The 18,049-nt window shown below is 63.4% G+C and carries 19 protein-coding genes; 10 read left to right on the top strand and 9 right to left on the bottom strand.

Annotated elements, in window-relative coordinates; all coding sequences use genetic code 11:
- Nucleotides 1–99: 99 nt before the first annotated feature.
- On the bottom strand, nucleotides 100–1,923 hold the full coding sequence (locus AArcSl_RS10055) for a flippase-like domain-containing protein (RefSeq protein WP_119818500.1): 1,824 nt from the start codon (nucleotides 1,921–1,923) through the stop codon (nucleotides 100–102).
- A gap of 224 nt (nucleotides 1,924–2,147) precedes the next feature.
- Between AArcSl_RS10055 and AArcSl_RS10050 the strand changes: the two genes are divergently transcribed.
- Nucleotides 2,148–2,450, top strand: a complete 303-nt coding sequence (locus AArcSl_RS10050) for a DUF7123 family protein (protein WP_245883200.1) — start codon at nucleotides 2,148–2,150, stop codon at nucleotides 2,448–2,450.
- A gap of 18 nt (nucleotides 2,451–2,468) precedes the next feature.
- Here the strand turns inward: AArcSl_RS10050 and AArcSl_RS10045 are convergent, their stop codons facing one another.
- Together AArcSl_RS10045 and AArcSl_RS10040 are read right to left on the bottom strand one after the other, a co-directional pair.
- The gene (locus AArcSl_RS10045; RefSeq protein ID WP_119818497.1) at nucleotides 2,469–3,110 is read right to left on the bottom strand and encodes a winged helix-turn-helix transcriptional regulator; all 642 of its coding nucleotides are present in this window, start codon (nucleotides 3,108–3,110) and stop codon (nucleotides 2,469–2,471) included.
- 168 nt (nucleotides 3,111–3,278) lie between these two features.
- Entirely contained in the window at nucleotides 3,279–4,418 is a 1,140-nt protein-coding gene (locus AArcSl_RS10040) for an SPFH domain-containing protein (RefSeq protein WP_119818492.1), read from the bottom strand.
- Nucleotides 4,419–4,560: 142 nt separating this feature from the next.
- Between AArcSl_RS10040 and AArcSl_RS10035 the strand changes: the two genes are divergently transcribed.
- The gene (locus AArcSl_RS10035; RefSeq protein ID WP_119818488.1) at nucleotides 4,561–5,190 is read left to right on the top strand and encodes an alpha/beta hydrolase; all 630 of its coding nucleotides are present in this window, start codon (nucleotides 4,561–4,563) and stop codon (nucleotides 5,188–5,190) included.
- Nucleotides 5,191–5,211: 21 nt separating this feature from the next.
- Here AArcSl_RS10035 and AArcSl_RS10030 read toward each other — a convergent pair whose 3' ends face one another.
- The 3 genes from AArcSl_RS10030 to AArcSl_RS10020 form a co-directional block, all read right to left on the bottom strand.
- On the bottom strand, nucleotides 5,212–5,880 hold the full coding sequence (locus tag AArcSl_RS10030; protein WP_119818485.1) for an NfeD family protein: 669 nt from the start codon (nucleotides 5,878–5,880) through the stop codon (nucleotides 5,212–5,214).
- A gap of 131 nt (nucleotides 5,881–6,011) precedes the next feature.
- The gene (locus AArcSl_RS10025; protein WP_119818482.1) at nucleotides 6,012–8,576 is read right to left on the bottom strand and encodes a heavy metal translocating P-type ATPase; all 2,565 of its coding nucleotides are present in this window, start codon (nucleotides 8,574–8,576) and stop codon (nucleotides 6,012–6,014) included.
- On the bottom strand, nucleotides 8,577–8,780 hold the full coding sequence (locus AArcSl_RS10020) for a cytochrome-ba3 oxidase subunit (RefSeq protein WP_119818478.1): 204 nt from the start codon (nucleotides 8,778–8,780) through the stop codon (nucleotides 8,577–8,579).
- A 217-nt stretch (nucleotides 8,781–8,997) separates the two neighbouring features.
- Between AArcSl_RS10020 and AArcSl_RS10015 the strand changes: the two genes are divergently transcribed.
- Genes AArcSl_RS10015 through AArcSl_RS10000 form a run of 4 tightly spaced genes read left to right on the top strand, consistent with a single transcriptional unit; the run spans nucleotide 8,998 to nucleotide 11,670 of the window.
- A complete protein-coding gene (locus AArcSl_RS10015; protein WP_119818475.1) occupies nucleotides 8,998–9,183 on the top strand; it encodes a cytochrome oxidase in 186 nt (61 codons plus the stop codon).
- Nucleotides 9,184–9,185: 2 nt separating this feature from the next.
- Complete coding sequence (locus AArcSl_RS10010) at nucleotides 9,186–9,695, top strand: cytochrome c oxidase subunit II (RefSeq protein ID WP_119818472.1); 510 nt, start codon at nucleotides 9,186–9,188, stop codon at nucleotides 9,693–9,695.
- Nucleotides 9,692–11,455: a b(o/a)3-type cytochrome-c oxidase subunit 1 gene (locus AArcSl_RS10005; protein WP_119818468.1), complete on the top strand. Its 1,764-nt coding sequence runs from the start codon at nucleotides 9,692–9,694 to the stop codon at nucleotides 11,453–11,455. Before AArcSl_RS10010 ends, AArcSl_RS10005 begins: the two co-directional genes overlap by 4 nt.
- Nucleotides 11,452–11,670, top strand: coding sequence for a hypothetical protein (locus AArcSl_RS10000; protein WP_119818465.1), 219 nt, complete (start codon nucleotides 11,452–11,454; stop codon nucleotides 11,668–11,670). Before AArcSl_RS10005 ends, AArcSl_RS10000 begins: the two co-directional genes overlap by 4 nt.
- A gap of 15 nt (nucleotides 11,671–11,685) precedes the next feature.
- Here AArcSl_RS10000 and AArcSl_RS09995 read toward each other — a convergent pair whose 3' ends face one another.
- The 3 genes from AArcSl_RS09995 to AArcSl_RS09985 form a co-directional block, all read right to left on the bottom strand.
- Nucleotides 11,686–12,801 (bottom strand): aminotransferase class V-fold PLP-dependent enzyme, encoded by a 1,116-nt coding sequence (locus tag AArcSl_RS09995; protein WP_119818462.1) that lies wholly within the window; start codon nucleotides 12,799–12,801, stop codon nucleotides 11,686–11,688.
- 76 nt (nucleotides 12,802–12,877) lie between these two features.
- Nucleotides 12,878–13,213, bottom strand: coding sequence for a thioredoxin (gene trxA, locus AArcSl_RS09990; protein ID WP_119818459.1), 336 nt, complete (start codon nucleotides 13,211–13,213; stop codon nucleotides 12,878–12,880).
- A gap of 305 nt (nucleotides 13,214–13,518) precedes the next feature.
- A complete protein-coding gene (locus AArcSl_RS09985; RefSeq protein WP_119818454.1) occupies nucleotides 13,519–13,941 on the bottom strand; it encodes a hypothetical protein in 423 nt (140 codons plus the stop codon).
- Between the two features lie 248 nt (nucleotides 13,942–14,189).
- Here AArcSl_RS09985 and coxB point away from each other — a divergent pair, with 248 nt between their 5' ends.
- The 4 genes from coxB to AArcSl_RS09970 all read left to right on the top strand — a co-directional run bounded on the left by coxB (nucleotide 14,190) and on the right by AArcSl_RS09970 (nucleotide 18,010).
- On the top strand, nucleotides 14,190–14,990 hold the full coding sequence (gene coxB / locus AArcSl_RS09980; RefSeq protein ID WP_119818451.1) for a cytochrome c oxidase subunit II: 801 nt from the start codon (nucleotides 14,190–14,192) through the stop codon (nucleotides 14,988–14,990).
- The gene (locus AArcSl_RS09975) at nucleotides 14,987–17,476 is read left to right on the top strand and encodes a cbb3-type cytochrome c oxidase subunit I (RefSeq protein WP_119818448.1); all 2,490 of its coding nucleotides are present in this window, start codon (nucleotides 14,987–14,989) and stop codon (nucleotides 17,474–17,476) included. The genes coxB and AArcSl_RS09975 overlap by 4 nt, the downstream gene beginning before the upstream one ends.
- 42 nt (nucleotides 17,477–17,518) lie before the next feature.
- A complete protein-coding gene (locus AArcSl_RS16845; protein ID WP_154670817.1) occupies nucleotides 17,519–17,659 on the top strand; it encodes a hypothetical protein in 141 nt (46 codons plus the stop codon).
- An 87-nt stretch (nucleotides 17,660–17,746) separates the two neighbouring features.
- Complete coding sequence (locus AArcSl_RS09970) at nucleotides 17,747–18,010, top strand: cytochrome C oxidase subunit IV family protein (protein ID WP_119818446.1); 264 nt, start codon at nucleotides 17,747–17,749, stop codon at nucleotides 18,008–18,010.
- Nucleotides 18,011–18,049: the final 39 nt, after the last annotated feature.

Raw genomic sequence — 18,049 nt, 5'->3', positions numbered from 1 at the left:
CGGGTTTACAAGGGACAGTGATCCGTGCTTAAATAGTTCTTCGGTTTCAGGTCGGGCAAAGCGCCCTCGTCGTCGAACAAAGCGCCCTCGTCTGGACGATCACTCGTTGACCGGCTCCGGCTCGTTCAGTTCCCGGGTCTCTTCGGCGGCCGTCGACAGCGAGACGTTCAGCGCGAACATCGAGATTCCGCCGCCGACGAGGGTGACGACGTTTTTCAGTGCATGATCCAGAATCGCCGCGCCCACGGCGACGGCAGGGCCGATCGGCGTGAGGCCCACGACGAGCAGCGTAAACGCCGCCTCGTACAGGCCCACGCCGCCGGGCGACAGCGGCAACACTTTCGCGAGGTTTCCGACGCTCACCGCGAAGAAACAGACCGCAAGCAGCGATGCCGTCGACAGTCCGACACCGAACGCCGCGAGCACGAGCGCGGCAGTGAGCACGTCGATCGTCCAGATCAGCACGCTCGCGGCGCCGACTCGCGCGAACGCCGTCGAATCGGCTCCCACCCGCTGGATGTCGCCGACGAACCGCTCCAGCACCCCGGCGATGTACTCGCCGTAGGAGTCGTCGGTGACCCAGCCGACGAACTGCCGGATTCGGTTCCCCCCGGACCTGGCGCTCGTAACGATCGCAGCGACGACCAAAAGCGCCGCGCCCCCGACACCGACGGCGCCCGCGACGGCGATCTGTCCGGGGTCGTCCCCGCCGGAGACGGTCGCGGCGACCTCGCCGAACTGTCCAGACACCGCGTAGCCGACGAGCACGATGCCGGCCAGCCCCGTGATGGTCAACAGATCGAACACCCGTTCGGCTGCGAGCGACGCAAACCCGGACGGGTACGGAATGTCGCGTCTGACCTTCACGATGTACGCCCGGATGGCGTCTCCCGCACGTGCCGGAAACACCAGGTTCCCGGTCTGGCTGACGAATATCGCCCCGGTCAGGAAGCCGAGATCCTCGCGGAACCCGAGCTCGGCGAGGATGTCACGGTATCGGTAGCCGCGAACGGGCCAGGACAGCACGTACACCCCGACGGCGAGCGCGATCAGGGTCGGATCCGCCCGCCGCATCTCCGCGATCACCTCCCGGGGATCCAGATACCGCGTCATCAACAGGACGGCGAGCGCGACGAGCAGCGTCCCGGCGACCAGCGTCACGCGGGTGGTGATCCGCGGGCGAACCGAGAGTTGCCACCACAGTCGAACGATCTGTGAACCCATCCCGAAGACGTCCCGAACCAGATCGACCTTCGTGTCGCCTTTCGGCTCCCACTCGACGGGGAACTCCGTTACCGACAATCCCCGACGCTGGGCACGGACAAGAAGCTCGGTGTCCCAGAACCAGTGATCGTCTCCGATATCGCCTTTCAGTTGGTCGAACGCCCCGCGGGACATCGCCTTGAAACCACACTGGTGATCGAGGACGTCCGAACGCAGGAACGTCCTGACCAGGAGGTTGAACCCTTTCGAGGGAACGCTCCGTTTTGTCGGCCGGTCGGCCTCGTGCCCGGGCATCCACCGGGAGCCGGTCGCCACGTCGTACTCCTCGGACCGAACCGACTCGACGAGCTCCTCAAGGTGAGCCATGTCGGTCGCGAGATCGGTGTCGAAGTACACCAGCGTCTCGCCGTCTGCGGCGTCGAATGCCCGGGTCAACGCCCCGCCGCGGCCCAACCGTTCGTCGCTGTGGAAGTGACGGACGCGCGGATCCGACTCGGCGAGCCGCGTAGCGATCTCGGGAGTGCGGTCGTCGCATCCGTCCTCCGCGACGATTACCTCGAAGCTCCCCGACGGAAGAAACTCCGAGAGCGTCGAGAGCGTCAACCGGACCGTCGACTCGATGGTGTCCTCCTCGTTGTACGCCGGGAGGACGACGCTGACTTCGACGGCCGTCGGGTCCGGACGTGGACCGTCGCTCATTGGATGACCATCGCCGGGGCGCGGATAAGTACCTTCTGAAGCCCAGCGAACTGTTCGGCCCGCCGGGAGGCCTTCGTGAACCGTTTGTGAGTCCGTAGACAGTCGTACCTCCTGGGGGATCCCCGTGGCGCATGGGGTGCCGTTTTCTGGAAAAAACCGATAGACTGCACCGGGTTAGGCCGGCGTACCAAATCGGTTTTAGTCGATGGTCGCCTGGTAGCTGTATGAGCAGCACAGCCGCTTCGGCCGGCACGGAGTCGCCCGTCGAAGCCGAATCCTCTCGTGAGTCCGAATCGGTGCCGGAGACAGTCGCCGGCTCGCTTTCGGAGAAACAGCTGCGGATTTACGAGCATCTCCGGTCGAACGTCGACGACCGGACGTACTTCAAGTCGCGGCTCATCGCGGAGGAGCTCGGTCTCTCCGCGAAGGAAGTCGGCGCGAACATCCGGGGCGTTCGGGAGGCCGAGACGGACCTCACGATCGAGAAGTGGGGCTACTCGTCGGGAACGACCTGGATGGTCGAGTGAAGAAATCGACGTGGACGGTCACCGTCGCGGATCGTGCCGGACGTAGGCGGCGAGATCGTCGGCGAAGGCGACCGCCCCGGGTCCGAACGAGTCGGCGTACCGGACGACGAGCGCGATGAGCCGTTCCGGATCCTCCAGTCGATAGCCGTCCTCCCTGTCGAGGATCCCGGCGTCGGACAGCTCTCCTGCGGCGGCGCTTATCGTCGGCCGCGAGACGCCGATCCGGTCGGCGAGCGCCGCCCCGGTGAGGTCAGGTTCCGCGAGGAGTTCGAGGATCATCCGCCTCGGCGTCTCCCGACGGAGATATCCCAGCGCGCGTTTCTCCCACCGGTCGAACCGGTCGGCAGGGTAGTAACGCCGATAGTCGCCGTCCTTTTCGGATTCGACAGCACCGCCGTCCTCGAGGCGGCGCAGGTGATACTGGGTTTCCCCCGTCCCGAGTCGGAGATCGTCACGGAGTTTCGAGAAGTGCGCCCCGGGAGTCGTCGCGAGATACCCCCGGATCGCCTCCCGGGTCTCGTTGTCATCTTGAGCCGACGACTCCTCGTCGGTCCCATCACCCGAATCCGCGCCGGCGGAACCGACGAACGGTGCGGCCGCTCCCAGCGCGGCAAAGCGCCGCAGCGTGTCCCGCTTCCGTTCGTCGACGCCGTCAGTCACTACCGGTTCGTAGTCGGTTGTCGCTAAAAACACTTCGCCTCCGTTTGCCGGTGCGCCGGCAGCGCGCAGACACTCTGGGATGTCCCTGGCCGAGGGTTATCCCCGGCCGAGAGTTATCCCCGGCCGAGAGTTATCCCCGGCCGATGGACGTCCCTGCAGGATCGACGGCTATTCCGTGTCGGTCTCGACTTCGGCTTCCTCGTCGATCTCTTCGTCCATCTCCTCGATGACCTCGTTCGCAGACCTGATGCCCGCCCCCGCGTCGCCGGCCTTGATCGCTTCCGCCTCCTCTTCGAGCTGTTTGACGTCCATCTCCGCGGCCTCGTCGATCTGACCGAGGATCTCCTCGATGTCGTCGAGCCCGAGCATCTCCCGGGTCTCGGCGTCGAACTCGAGGGCGTCCAGCGCTTCCATCTCCTGGACGTCGGCGCCCGACAGCTGCTTGCCGTACCGGCCGACGAGGCTGGTCAGCTCCTGGGGCAACACGAACGTGGTGGACTCGCCTTGACCGATCGCTTCGAGGGTTTCCATACCGCGTTCGATGATGGCGCGTTCGCCCATCGCCTCCGCGGACCGGGCTCGAAGCACCGTCGAGATCGCGTCACCCTGGGCTTCCAGGATCTGGCTCTGCTTTTCACCCTGCGCCCGGATGATGTTGGACTGTTTGTCACCCTCGGCCTTCTCGACGGCGGAGCGGCGTTCACCCTGTGCCTCGAGGATCATCGCCCGGCGACGGCGCTCGGCGGAGGTCTGCTGCTCCATCGCCTGCTGGACGTCCTTGCTCGGGTTGACCTCGCGGACCTCGACGGATTCCACGCGGATCCCCCACTCGTCGGTCGGCTCGTCCAGCTCCGTCCGGATCTTCGCGTTGATCTCCTGGCGCTTGTTGAGCGTGTCGTCCAGCTCCATGTCGCCAAGCACCGCACGCAGCGTCGTCTGTGCGAGATTCGAGACGGCCTTCTTGTAGTTGTCGACCTCCAGGAACGCCTTCTTGGCGTCCATCACCTTGATGTAGACGACCGCGTCCGCCGTCACCGGCGAGTTGTCACGCGTGATCGCCTCCTGACGGGGGACGTCCAGCGTCTGTGTCCGCATGTCGAACGGGTACGTCCGCGAAACGAACGGCGGAATGATGTTGAATCCCGGCTCGAGGAGTTTCCGGTACTCCCCGAATACGGTCAGCGCCTTCTTTTCGTATGCGTCGACGATCTCGACGGACTGCCAGACGACGATGATGACGAGCAGAAGAAACAACAGTCCGATCGTCGCCGCGCCGAATTCGAGACCGAGTTGCAGTACGGGGTCCATACACCACATAAGGTCAGACGACACATAAGGATTGGCCAGCACTCCCGCTGAACCGGTCGATGTAACGGGAAGGGCCGGCAGAGCACACCAGAACAGCAAATCCCGGGACAAACGATATCACTCCCGAGTTCTCACGGGCGGTATGAACCACGGAGATCAGCCGCTGTTGCGAGAGGGGACGGAGCTGTCGGGTGCCGACGCCGCAGTCGTGTTGCTCCACGGTCGGGGGGCAAGCGCGCGAAGTATCCTCGCCATGACAGCGGAGTTCGACCTCGAGGGCGTCGCGTATCTCGCACCCCAGGCGGCGCAGCGAACCTGGTATCCACAGTCGTTTCTGGAACCGATCGAGCGAAACGAGCCGTGGCTTACAGCCGCGCTGGATCGAGTAGGCGAGGTCGTCACGGAGGCGACAGATGGGGTCGGCCCGTATCGGGTCGCACTGATCGGGTTCTCGCAGGGGGCGTGTCTCGCTTCGGAGTGGACCGCGCGAAACGCGCGACGTTACGGAGGGCTCGCGGCGCTCTCGGGGGGTCTCATCGGCCCGGAAGAAACGCCACGAGACTACGAGGGGTCCCTGGACGGGACGCCGGTGTTTCTCGGCTGCAGCGACGTCGATCCACACATTCCGGTCGAGCGCGTCCACGAGACCCGCGAGGTGTTCGAGCGACTCGACGGTGAGGTCACGGAATCGATCTACGAGGGCATGGGCCACGGGATAAACGAGGACGAACTCTCTCACGTCTCCACGATGGTCTCCAACCTCCTCGTGTGACGAAGGCGACTCCGGCCACGTTCACCGCTCGCGTTCGGTCTCCCGGTCCGAATCGCGTTCGGTCTCCCGGTCCGAATCGCGTTCGGTCTCCCGGTCCGAATCGCGGTCGTCTTCGGCCCCCTCCGCCTCCTGTTTGGCTGCCTCCGCCGCGACGTCGGCCGCCTCCGCGGCTTCGCGACCGCGGGCGAGTTCCCGATCGATCTCGTCTTCGACGACCTCCAGCGACTCGACAGTGATGACGTTCCCCCCACCGGGATCGATCACCAGCACTTCCGTGTCGACCGGGATCTCCCCGTCGATGCTGCGGGCCGAGTAGTACGGATTGAATCCGCCGGAAGCCAGCTTTACCTCGCCGCCGGTCGGTGTGACCGTCTCCGTCACCCGTCCCGTCTGCCCCTTCAGTGAGTCGGAGTCCCGCGTCTGTGCTTGCCCTTTGCCGCCGTAGATGTCCAGCTCCCGGTAGCCGTAGAAGGCGACCGATCCGAACAGCAAAACCAGCACCGCGAGCACGATCGGGCTCGCGAGGGGGCCGAGCGCGAGGCCGACCAGTCCCGCTCCGAGCAGGGCGATACCGACGACGATGAAGTTCGCTCCCGGTGCGAGCGCCTCTGCCATCGAGATCAAAAGCCCTGCCGTTATCAACAGAAGCGGCAGCGTCTCGGGACCGAGAAGCTCCATCTGGAGTAGCATTGGTTCCAATTAGGTCTCACGCCGATTAACAGTTGTTGTCACACCGGGGGTGGCGAGGCCAGATAGCGGCAGGCCGGGCGGCAACGCGCTCGGTGTTTCTCCCCAGCGCCCCCGCTCCCCTTCCCACTCCATCAGAGGAGCCGGCGACTGGAGTTGAGCACGACCAGCAGGCTGCTGGTCGCCATCGCGGCCGCCGCAAACAGCGGGTTCAAGAGTCCGGTCAGCGCAAGCGGGATCGCGATCCCATTGTAGACGAACGCCCAGCCGAGGTTCTGCCGGATGCGACGGTTGGTCGCAGACGAGGTCGCAAAGAGGGTCGGGATCGCGGCGAGATCTCGGCCGGTGATGACCGCGTCGGCGGCGTCGGCCGAGAGTTCGGTTCCTTCCGCCAGCGCGACCCCGAGATCGGCCGCAGCGAGCGCGGGTGCGTCGTTCGATCCGTCGCCAATCATCGCCACGACGCCCGACGCCCGCAGGCGCTGTATCGCCGCGGTCTTCCCCTCCGGAGGAACGCCGGCGAAGACCGCCGAGACGTCCGGGTGGGACTCGAAGTGGGACGCCGCCGCCGAGTCGTCACCCGTGAGCACGACGATCTCCCGATCGGTGGCGGCCAGTTCGGTGACGACCTCGTTCCACTCGGCTCGCGGGGCGTCCCCCACGACGACGACGCCGAGGAACCGCTTTTTCCCAGCGGATTCCCGTCGCCCGACGACGACCGGTACGCTGCCCGACTCGGAGGTGGCGGTCGCTTTCTCCCGAACTTCCTCGGGTATCGCCCACCCTCGTTCGTCGAACAGCGACGGATGGCCGACGAGTAGGGTATCCCCGGCGACGGTCGCCTCGACCCCGCGGGCGTGAATCGTCACGTCGCCGGCGTCGATGGCCTCGTCGCCGAGAGAGACGGCCGTGCAGTGGTCGGGTTCGAACGCTGGATCGTCCCCCTCCTGCAGGCCGCCGGAGTGATCGCCGTCGACCACGCCGCCATCGGCAATGGTCTCGCGCGCGAACGTCCCTTCGGCGGCGCGTTCGACGATCGCGTCCGCCACCGGATGTTCGGAGAACCGCTCTACTGCGGCGGCGGTCCCCAGGAGATCCCGTTCGGTTGCTTCGAATGGAACGGCCTCGACCACTCGCATTCGCCCCTCGGTGAGCGTCCCCGTCTTGTCGAGTGCGACGATATCGACCTCCGCCGCGTCTTCGAATATCGTCTCCGTGGCGACGACGATCCCCCGTTCGGCGGCAGTGCGAACTCCGCTTGCCACCGCAAGCGGCGTCGCCAGGCCCAGCGCGCAGGGACACGAGACGATCAACACCGTGAGCCCCACGAGGAACGCCCTGGTGGGCGGGACCCCCATGAGGAGGAACAGCGCCGTGATCGCGGCCGCAAGCACGGTAACGAGCGGGACGAACACCGTCGCGAGCTTGTCGGCGAGATGCTGGACGCCAGAGCGGGCGCTCTGGATCTCCCAGAGCTGCTCGACGAGCCTGTCGCGGGTGCTCTCGACTGGATCGCCGACCTCGATCACGAGCGGTGAATCGGCAACGACCGATCCGCCGACAGCCTCGTCTCCCGGCCGTTTGGTGACGGGGAGTGACTCGCCGGTGACGACGGCCTCGTCGACGGCTGCAGCCCCCTCCCGAACCGTCCCGTCGAACGGGACCCGTTCTCCCGGCTTCACGAGGAGCCTGTCACCGGGCGAGACGTCATCGATTCCGAGTTCGGTGCCGTCCTCCCTCCGCACCGTCTCGATCCGATCGCTCGCGAGCGTCGAGAGCAGTCCCATCGCGCGTCGCTTGATGTGACTCTCGTAGTAGTTGCCCGCGGTGACGACCAGGATTACGGCGACGGTGACGTCGAAGTAGAGGTCGGTCCGACCGACGAACATTGCGATCGTGCTGTACAGGTAGGCGCTCGAGGCCGCAAGCGTCACCAGCAGGTCCATGTTCGGCTGGCGTGCCCGGAGGCTGACGTACGCTCCCCGAATGATCGGAAACCCGGTGTAAAACAGCACGACGGAGGTGAAAACCCAGATGTGTCCAAACAGGTACAGTCGATCGAACTGGCCGAACTCCACGACCGGCTGGAAGCCGAAGTACGTCGGGTACAAAAACAGGACGTACCACAGCATCGTCATCATGCCGAAGAACCCCCCGCCGATCAAAAACCGGACGACAGCGACGTCACCCGACTCCGGCTCGCGATCGACCTCACGGAACGACGCGGTGTACCCGGTTCCGGTGACGACCGACGGGAGGTCCTCCTCGTCGACCGTCTCGGGGTCGTACCGGATCCGCATCGTGTCCGTCGCGTAGCTGGCCGTGGCGTCGACCACGCCCGGTTCGCTCTCCGACACCGTCTCGAGGAACGTTTCGCAGGTCGCACAGTGCATCCCGTCGACCGACAGGTACGCCGACTCGTAGGCGTTTTCAGGAGCCGGGTCTGCGCCGCCACCAGTGCCTGCGCCGCCACCAGTGCCTGCGCCGCCACCAGTGCCTGCGCCGGCCCCGTCGGTTCCCCTGTCGGCGACTGCCCGTTCGAGCGCCCCGCTATCGAGTCCGTCCCCGTCCTCGATCGCGTCCGTTCCTAGCGCCCGTGCGACTTCCAGACAGCCCCGACAGCAGAACTCCCCGTCGACGTCGGCGTCAGTCACCGGCCGATCCGGAGTCGGAAGATCACAGAGGGTACACGACGACATCTACTGTCCGATCGGGCTCCCGTTCGACTGTCCGGATTCGGGTGGTTCGGTGTCCGACATCGCGAGTACCAGACACCCGACGATGAGAACAATGTTGACGAGTGCGATTGCCGCGATGTATTCACCCGTCCCGATCGTGTAGATCGCCCCCGGGACGAGCGCAGCGAGTCCGAGGAGAACGACCTGCCGTGGCGAGAGGTCCATGTCCTTTCTTATGGGCTACCAGGTAAAGAATTGTTCCCTGCGTCGAGAGCGGGTTCGATCGCCGAAATCTACAGAATCCGATCTGCCCGAAACCTGGGTATACGGGGTCAGGAACTGGTTCTGGTATCGAGACACGAACGCGACTAACCACGTTACCTCCGTCGGTTTGTGGACGCATCTCGTAGTATTTATACAACCGTAGATCGAAGGCAAACCTATGACAAACGGGGCGGCGTCACAGACATCCACCGAGTCGGCCCTCACTGAGGACTCGGACGGAGAAGAGTTCGATCCGAAAGGAACCCTGGCGTTGATTCTGACGTACTTCGGAATCCTGGTTGTGATGTGGTTCTTCATGTACTTCGTGGAGTTCCTCGGAAACGAACTGGTAGTGATCGGGTGACCATGCACGTTCACAAATACGAAAAACTCTGGCTCGCGCTCTCCCTCGTGCTCATTCTGGCCTTCATTGCAACGGTAACGTACGGCGCAGTGGGTGCGGGGGTCTCGATGGTCGCTGACGACGAGGAACCGGTGAACCCGGACACATTGGGTGACCATCCGCAGTTCGGTGAACCCGGCGTCGAGCAGGTCGGCGAAAACGAGTACGAAGCGTACGTGATCGCCGAACAGTTCGAGTTCACGCCTGACCCGATCGTGGTGCCCGAACACAGCACGGTGACGTTTTACGTCACCTCCCCGGACGTGATCCACGGCTTCGGGGTCGTCGGGACCAACGCGAACACGATGGTGATCCCCGGCGAGGTCGCAAAGATCACTGTCGAAACGGACGAACCCCGCGAGTTCGGGATCGTCTGCAACGAGTACTGCGGCGCGGCACACCACGCGATGGAAGGCAAACTCGTCGTCGTCCCCGAAGAGGAGTTCGAGGCGGACGGAGGTGAACAAGAATGAGCGAGTCGGTCGAGGCAGCGTTCGTCGACGAGTATCCCGAAGAATCGAAGGTGATCAGGGCGGCGTTCCTGGGGTCGTTCCTGGCGCTTGCGCTGGGGGCAGTGTTCGGGATCATTCAGGCGCTGCACCGGACGGACATCCTGCGGATATTCAGTTCAGTCGATTACTACACGATCCTGACGGCACACGGCGTGTTCCTCGTGATCAGCTTCACCATCTTCTTCCTGGTGGGAGTGTTTACCTGGGCGACCGTTCGAAGCCTCGGTCGACCCGTAGAGGACATCAGATTCACCTGGCTGTGGTACGGACTGATGTCGCTGGGAATCACGATCACCGGCATAACGATCCTGCTCGGCTTCGTCGGCAGTATCGACATCAGCGCGGACGTCCTGTTCACATTCTACGCACCGATGCAGGCGCATCCGCTGTTTTATGCGGGACTCGTGGTGTTCATAATCGGAACGTGGCTCGCGGGGGCCGACTGGTTCCGGTCGTGGTTCGCCTGGCGGAAGGAGAACCCCGACGAGCGAATCCCGCTGCAGACGTTCATGGTGCTCACGACGATGCTGATGTGGTACATCGCCACGACCGGCATCGCCGTCGCCGTGCTGGCGTTCCTGTTGCCGTGGTCGCTCGGCATCGTCGACACGGTGAATCCGCTCTTGACCCGGACGCTCTTCTGGTTCTTCGGCCACCCGGTCGTGTATTTCTGGCTGATGCCGGCATATCTCCTGTGGTACACCGTCCTCCCGAAGGTCTCTGGAGGGCGTCTGTTCAGCGATCCGCTCGCACGCGTCGTGTTCGTCCTCTTTTTGCTGCTCTCGACGCCCGTCGGGATCCACCACCAGTACCTCGATCCGGGCATCGCGGAGGGATTCAAGTTCATCGCGATGACGAACACGATGTTCCTCCTGCTGCCGAGTCTGCTCACGGCGTTTACTGTCGTCGCCAGCATGGAGTACGGCGCACGACAGCGCGGCGGAACGGGCCTGTTCGGCTGGCTCCGCGCGCTCCCGTGGCGAGACCCGGCGTTTACGGGGATGGCGCTGGCTGGGCTGATGTTCGCGGCCGCGGGCTTCTCCGGCATGATCAACGCCGGGATGAACATCAACTACCTGGTCCACAACACGATGTGGGTGCCGGGCCACTTCCACCTCACCGTCGGCACCGCTGTGACCCTGACGTTCATGGCAGGGACTTACTGGCTGTGGCCCCAGATCAGCGGCAAGAAACTGTACAGTCGGCCGATCGCGCTCCTGCAGGTCGTGCTGTGGTTCGTCGGGATGGCGCTGATGGCGAACGCGATGCACGTCCAGGGACTGCTCGGCATTCCCCGGCGGACTGCCGAACCGCAGTACGCCGGCTTCGACTTCGAGACCGTCTTCGGCAGCGTCGCCGAACTCAACCTCCAGATCGCCATCGGCGGCACCCTGCTTTTCGTCTCGACCGTGCTGTTCCTCGGGAACATCGTGTTGACGATGGGGAACCCACGAGTCGACGGCGTCGGGGAGACGCTCCCGCCGGCGCTTTCGGGCCCCAACGACGCTCCCCAGGTGCTCGACAACCTGGCGCTGTGGACCGGGATCGCGATCGTGCTCGTCGTCCTCGCGTACGCGCTGCCGCTGGCGAGCATCGTCACCGACCGCGGGCTGTTCGGCCTCGGCGGTCGCGCGTTCCCGATGCTGCTGGAACTGGCAAGCGGCCTGCTTCCCGCCGGCCTCGCCGACCCGGCGGTTGCCCTCGCGGAGGTGATCCGATGAGCGGAATCTCCCGTAGCGGGCTGCTGGTCACGGCCGGGGTCGCCGCCGTGATCCTGCTGGAACTGCGCACGCTCTTGGGCATGTTCGGGATCGACATCGACCCGCTGGCTCATCTCGTGTTCACCGTCGCCGCAGTCGGCCTGCTGGTCGTGATTCTCGACTGGTATCCCCGAATCGCTGGCCGTGCCGGGGGTCGGGACGGGGCAGCGAACTGAACCGCGACGGAACTGTTATCGAACGGCGTCCAGTTCGGCAAGCAGCGCGTCGACTTCCGCGGGCGTGTTGAACACGTGCAGCGAGACGCGCATCGCGTTCATCGGGGGAATCGATCGAACCTTGAACCCGGCGTCATCGAGCCGCTCGACTGTTTTTTCGGGATCGGACACGTCGACGGTTACGAGCCCGGATTCGTACTCCCGTGGGCTCAACAGGCGGTCTTCGGGAACGCCGGCCTTGAACCGATCCGTGAGTTTCCGAATCCTGTCCTGAATCGTTTCCAGGCCGATCGATTCCACCGTTTCGATCGCTTCGAGCAGTCCCACGTGGGCGGCAAGGTTCGTCGTGCCGATCTCCAGCCGCGGGGCACCCTCCTTGAACTCGAACGACGAAGCGCCAGGTGACTGAACGCTCCGGTAGCCGACCGACCGCGGTTCGAGTTCGTCGGCCACCTCGCGCCGGACGTAGAGGAAGCCGCCGCCCCAGAGACCGAGCAACCACTTGTGCCCGGCGGCAGCGACGGCGTCGACGCCCCACTCCTCGACGTCGATCGGCGCCTGTCCCGGCACCTGGACGGCGTCGACGAGCGTGAGCGCCCCGGCGTCGCGAGCAATGTCGGCCAGTGCTGCGACCGGAAGCTGCGTCCCGTGCGTCCAGGTGAGCGCACTGAAGCAGGCGAGCCTCGCGTCCGCGACCGCCTCGGCGAAGTCGTCCAGGTCGATTCGGCCGTGTTCGGTTTCGACCACACGGACCTCGACGCCCTCCCGTTCGAGCCGTTGCCAGGGCAGAATACCTGCAGGATGTTCGAGGTCCGTTCTGACGACGACGTCACCCGGCTCCCAGTCGATACCTGACGCGAACCGGGCGATCCCGTCCGTCGTGCTCTCGGTGAGCGCCAGTTCCGACGGCGAAGCCCCGACGAACTCCGCGAGGCGGTCCCGTATTCGGTCGTACTCGCCGAACGTGTACTCGTAGATGTCGTCGGTGGCGTGAACCTCGTACTCGGCGCGTTCGAGGAAGCCCCGGGCGGCCTCGACGACCCGTCGTGGACTCGGCCCGCTCGCGCCAGTGTTCATATACGTCGCGTTCTGTACGGCAGGAATATCGGCTCTGAGTTCTGCAGGGTTCATCACTGGAATATCTGATCGTCAGGTCACGTGGGTGCTCTCGTCGCGCCGTGAAAACGTTAGCGTAGCGTTGGAAGGTTTAGGCGTACCGTTCGACGACGGTGGTTAGCTGGTCGGCCGACTGGACGCCGACGAGTCGCTCGACCGCCTCGCCCCCGTCGAAGAGCAACAGCGTCGGGACGCCGCGGACGCCGTAGTTTTGTGCTAGCGGCTGGTTCGCGTCGACGTCGACCTTCGCGACGATCGCGTCCGTGTCGGCTGCGATATCTGCTACTACGGGCTCCATCATCTGGCAGGGACCACACCAGTCGGCGTGGAAGTCGACGAGGACGGTCTCTCCGCCCGAAATGAGCTCTTCGAACTCTGCGGTTCCGTTGACGATGATCGGCTCGTCGGATTCGAGTTGCGTTGACATCGACTACTGTTTGGATTCCGGGATGTATTAGTATTGTGGTTTCTATACAATCTTGGAGGACTGGTTCTCGAAACATCCACACCTCGGCTTATCTCGGTCGAGAGATCGGATCTCAGATGACACAGACGATCGGTCCGTGTCGGCAATAGCGTGAGACATAGTTCGAGCATCCTGCGTTCGATCTCGATCACCGTCCCCTGATAGGCTTCTTTTTTATAAGCCGAAACTGCGAGCCCACCGCTTTCGTCTGTGTGTAGATCGTTCGATCCCGAGCGAACCACTCACTCGATCAAATCACTAACTGCCTACCCGACGACGCCGAACACGAGCTGGGCAGCGATCACGGCAAGGAACACCAGACTCAGGGTACCGATCCCGACCCCGACGGCCTGTGCGTTGCCGAGCCCACGACGCCGACTCGCCGCGTACGTTCCCCAAAAGAGGTACGCCACGAGCACGAGCGAAAGCGTCGCCCCCAGCACCACTGCGAGCAGATCGACCGGCACCCCCTCGACGAGGCCGTCGCCGACCGCCCCGACGACGCCCAGTCCCATTCCGACGGCCAAAAGCAGGAATCCAAGCGCAAGCACCCCCGGATCGTCGGCCGCCGCGTGCAGGCGATCCTGCAGCCGGCGCCAGCCGCCCGGCCCCGTCACTTCCGAACTCTCGTCCGCCTTCTGGCCACGACGCGACGCCGCCATGAAGACGACGATCAGCACTCCGGCCATCAATACCGCACTGAGTAGCTGGGCTGTAACCATGCGAAGCTGTCTCGTTGTGGTAACTCCGTTCGGCTGCACTTATACCCTTCGCTAACGCTATCGAGTTAATATCGAATTGTTGTTATTTATTTAAAAATAGCCTTCACAAGTTGGGAAAATAGCTATATGTAAAAATAACTCTTCCCGGCTACATCCCGCAATTGCCAAAAGAGCTAAGTACGTCCTACCGTCAGAATTACCAAGAATCGAAACCCATGACATGTGTACTCTTATCGGGACTCCTCCTGCAGGTTCGACCCGGGGAATGGCGGTCTCAGGCGGACGTATTCGGGGAAATCTTCTTCGTGTTCCTCGCGCTCGGGACCCTCGTGGGTGTCGTCGTCGTCGCGTACACGCTTTACAATGCATACAAATATCGGGAGAACGGGCAACCCGAAGACGACGGGGAAAACCGACCGACCCTCGGTGAACTCCCGACGGGTGACGACGGTGGAAAAGGAAAGAAGCTGTTCATCTCGTTCGGCATCAGCGCGGTTATCGTCATCAGCCTGGTCGTGTACGCCTACACGCTGTTGATCTACGTGGAATCCGGTCCGGACGTCGATCCGGAAGCCGAACTCGAAGTCGACGTCGAAGGCTACCAGTTCGGCTGGGAGTTCGAGTATCCGAACGGCCACTCCGTGGACAACGAACTGCGAGTTCCGGCGGATCGGGTGGTATACCTCCATGTGACTTCGCGGGACGTGTGGCACAACTTCGGCGCGCCGGAGTTACGCATCAAGACAGACTCCATCCCCGGCGAAACGTCCACGACGTGGTTCCTCGAAGAGGAGACGGGAACGTACACGGCGGAATGTTTCGAACTGTGTGGGGCCGGGCACTCGTACATGAAGGCTGACATTATCGTCATGGAACCGGGCGAGTTCGAGGAGTGGTACGAAGGAACGGATCCGGAAGCCGAGGACGACACCGAAGCGGAAACCGACGACGCTGACGACACCTCGGCGTCCCTTGCCGACCCGACTGACGGCTCAATCGGGGGTGTCGCCGCATGAGCGGTGCTCACGCCGAAGACGACCACCAGGCACCACCGCCCGTCGAATCGGACGGTGAACACGACGACCACGGCCACCATCTCCCGCCGAAGTCGACGCTGAAGCGCTGGTTCGTCACGACGAACCACAAGGACGTCGGGATCCTCTATACGCTGACTGCGCTGTTCTTTCTGCTTTTCGGCGGCGTGCTCGCGCTGCTCATCCGGATGCAGATGTGGGTCCCCGGCGATCAGGTCCTGACTGGGCTCGCGTACAACGAGGCAGTGACCGCCCACGGTCTACTCATGGTGTTCTGGTTCCTCTCGCCGCTGGCGTTCGGCTTCGCGAACTACTTCGTCCCCCTCCAGATCGGCGCCGACGACCTGGCGTTTCCCCGACTCAATGCACTGTCGTACTGGCTATACCTCCTTTCTGGAGTCCTGTTTGCGATCTCGTTTTTCCAGGGCGGGACGCTCGACGCCGGCTGGACGATTTACGCGCCGTTGAATCTGCCCGCGTACACGCCGAGTATCGGTTCCACGGGGGCGATCCTTGCGCTCGGCATGTTCCTGATCGCTTCGACCGCCTCCACGATGAACTTCCTCGTGACGATCCATCACTCGCGAGCGGAGGGAATGGGGCTGTGGGATATGCCGATGTTCACCTGGACGATGCTACTTACCGTCTGGATGATGCTGTTCGCCTTCGCGACGCTTCTCGGGGCGGCGCTGATCTTGCTTTCCGACCGGATCTTCGGCAGCATCTACTTCTCCGCGACGGAAGGCGGATCGTTACTGTGGGGCCACCTGTTCTGGTTCTTCGGGCATCCGGAGGTGTACATCGTCTTCTTCCCGGCGCTGGGGGTGATGCTCGAGCTGTTCCAGACGTTCGCCGGCAAGCGGCTCGTCGGGCGCAAGTGGGTGATCATCGCGATGTGTCTCATCGCGATCCAGTCGTTCCTGGTGTGGATGCACCACATGTTCCTGACGACGATCAACCTCGAGATCAAGACGCTGATGATGGCGACGACGATCGGAATCTCATTGCCGTTCGACCTGCTGGTGTTCGCGCTCATCTACACGCTGATAAAGGGACGGATTCGGTTCACGACGCCGTTCCTGTTCGCGTTCGGCGCGCTACTTCTGTTCATCCTCGGCGGGATCACCGGGGTGTTCCTCGGCGCGATCGTGCTCGACTACGAGTTCCGGGGCACCTACTGGGTCGTTGCGCACTTCCATTACGTGATGTTCGGGGGCGCGACCGCCCTCTTCGGTGGCCTCTACTACTGGTTCCCGAAGATGACCGGAAAGATGTACGACGAGTTCCTCGGAAAGCTCCACTTCGTGATCTTCTTCGTCTCCTTCAACGTCGTCTACTTCTCGATGTTCCTCGCCTGGGAGACGCCCCGCCGGGTCTTCGAGTACAACGTCGACTTCATCACGTTCCACCAGTTCGGCACGATCGGCGCGTTCGTGCTCGGCGGATCGTTCTTCATCATGTTCTACAACTTCTTCAAGAGCTACGTTTCCGGGCCGGTGGCGGCGGACAATCCCTGGGAGTACACCCGGACTGCCGAGTGGGCGATTTCCTCACCCCCGCCGCTGGAAAACTGGTCCGGACGGCCCAGTTACGCCTCCGGGAAACTCGAGTTCGTCTCCGACGCTGTGCCGGACGGCGGTCACGCGGGCGCAGCCGACTCGATCGACGCCAGTCCGGGCGACCACGCCTCCCACGCCAGCATCTGGCCGTTCTGGATCAGCGTCGGGCTGTTCGTGTTCTTCCTCGGACTGTCGGGGCTACCGGACCAGATCACCCTCGAGGCGGGTGCCACCAGCATCGACGGCTACTTCTATCCGATCACGACCGTCGTCGGCCTCGCCGGGCTCATCTTCGCGGGTGTCAAGTTCGGCCTCGAGGACTTCTTTGCGCCCGCCAGCGAGGTTGCCGAACGGTGGCCCTTCGAAGGGATCGAGAAGAACAAACTCGGCGTGTGGTTCTTCCTCGGATCGGACGTCATGTTGTTCGGCGCGTTCCTCTCGGCTGCCGTGTTCATCCGGGTCAACGCCGGATGGACGCTCTGGGAGCCGATCCCCGACGCCACCTACGGCCTGATAAACACGTTCGTCCTGCTGACCTCCTCGTTTACGGTGATCCTGGCGCTGGTCGCCGCACAGCGCGGGGACAGCCGCAAACTCGTCGGGGCCCTCGGAGCGACGATGCTGCTCGGGTTTACGTTCTTCGGCATCAAAGTGTTCGAGTGGTACGAAAAGATCTACATCGACGGAGTCACTCTCAGCACCAGCGTCCAGGCGTCGACGTACTACGTCACAACCGGTCTCCACGCTGTACACGTCATCATCGGCCTCCTCATCGCCGGGTTCTTGATCGTCAGAGCCGCCAGGGGCGCTTACCTGGAGGACGAACGGTCGATCGAGTACTTCGGCCTGTACTGGCACTTCGTCGACATCGTCTGGGTGTTCCTCTTCCCGCTGTTCTACCTGATGTGACGGCCGGAACTACTTTCGGGTCGGCAGCGAACACTCCCATAGATGGACATCCTCTCCCTGCTTTTGGTGCTTTCAGAACTCCATCCGGTACTCCGCGGGATTCTCATCGCGGTGTTCGGAATCGGAAGCTGGGTGATCGGCCTGGCGATCGCGTATCTCCTGTACCGTTACTATCGCGGATGAGCCCGGGCGCAGGCGGTTGCAAATAAGGGGCATACCTCCACATTGGGGGAAGATATAAGTTCACGCGGTCCCCCGGTTCGGACGTCAATGACGTCGGTACGACAGTACACACTCGTCTACGTGCTTCTCCTCGTGCTTGCCGCCTCGAAGTGGCTGTTTTTCAATCTGCCACAGTTCGACTACTGGACCGCGATCGGTGCGACGATGGTCGCAGCGTTCGTCAAAACCGGTCTTATCGTCGGTTACTACCAGCATCTCAAACAGGAACCACGTTCGTTGACGTATCTAATGCTTTTGAGCGTCGGCCTCGTCGCGTTGCTCGGTGTAGCTGCCTCGTTCTCGATCATGTGATCCGCGGGCGTCGAACCGCCCCACGAGGAACTCCCAGGA

The sequence above is a fragment of the Halalkaliarchaeum desulfuricum genome (assembly GCF_002952775.1).
In the GTDB taxonomy this organism is placed as follows: Archaea; Halobacteriota; Halobacteria; order Halobacteriales; family Haloferacaceae; genus Halalkaliarchaeum; species Halalkaliarchaeum desulfuricum.
Note: the sequence above shows the minus strand (reverse complement) of the source record. Positions and strands in the feature narration are given on the sequence as shown.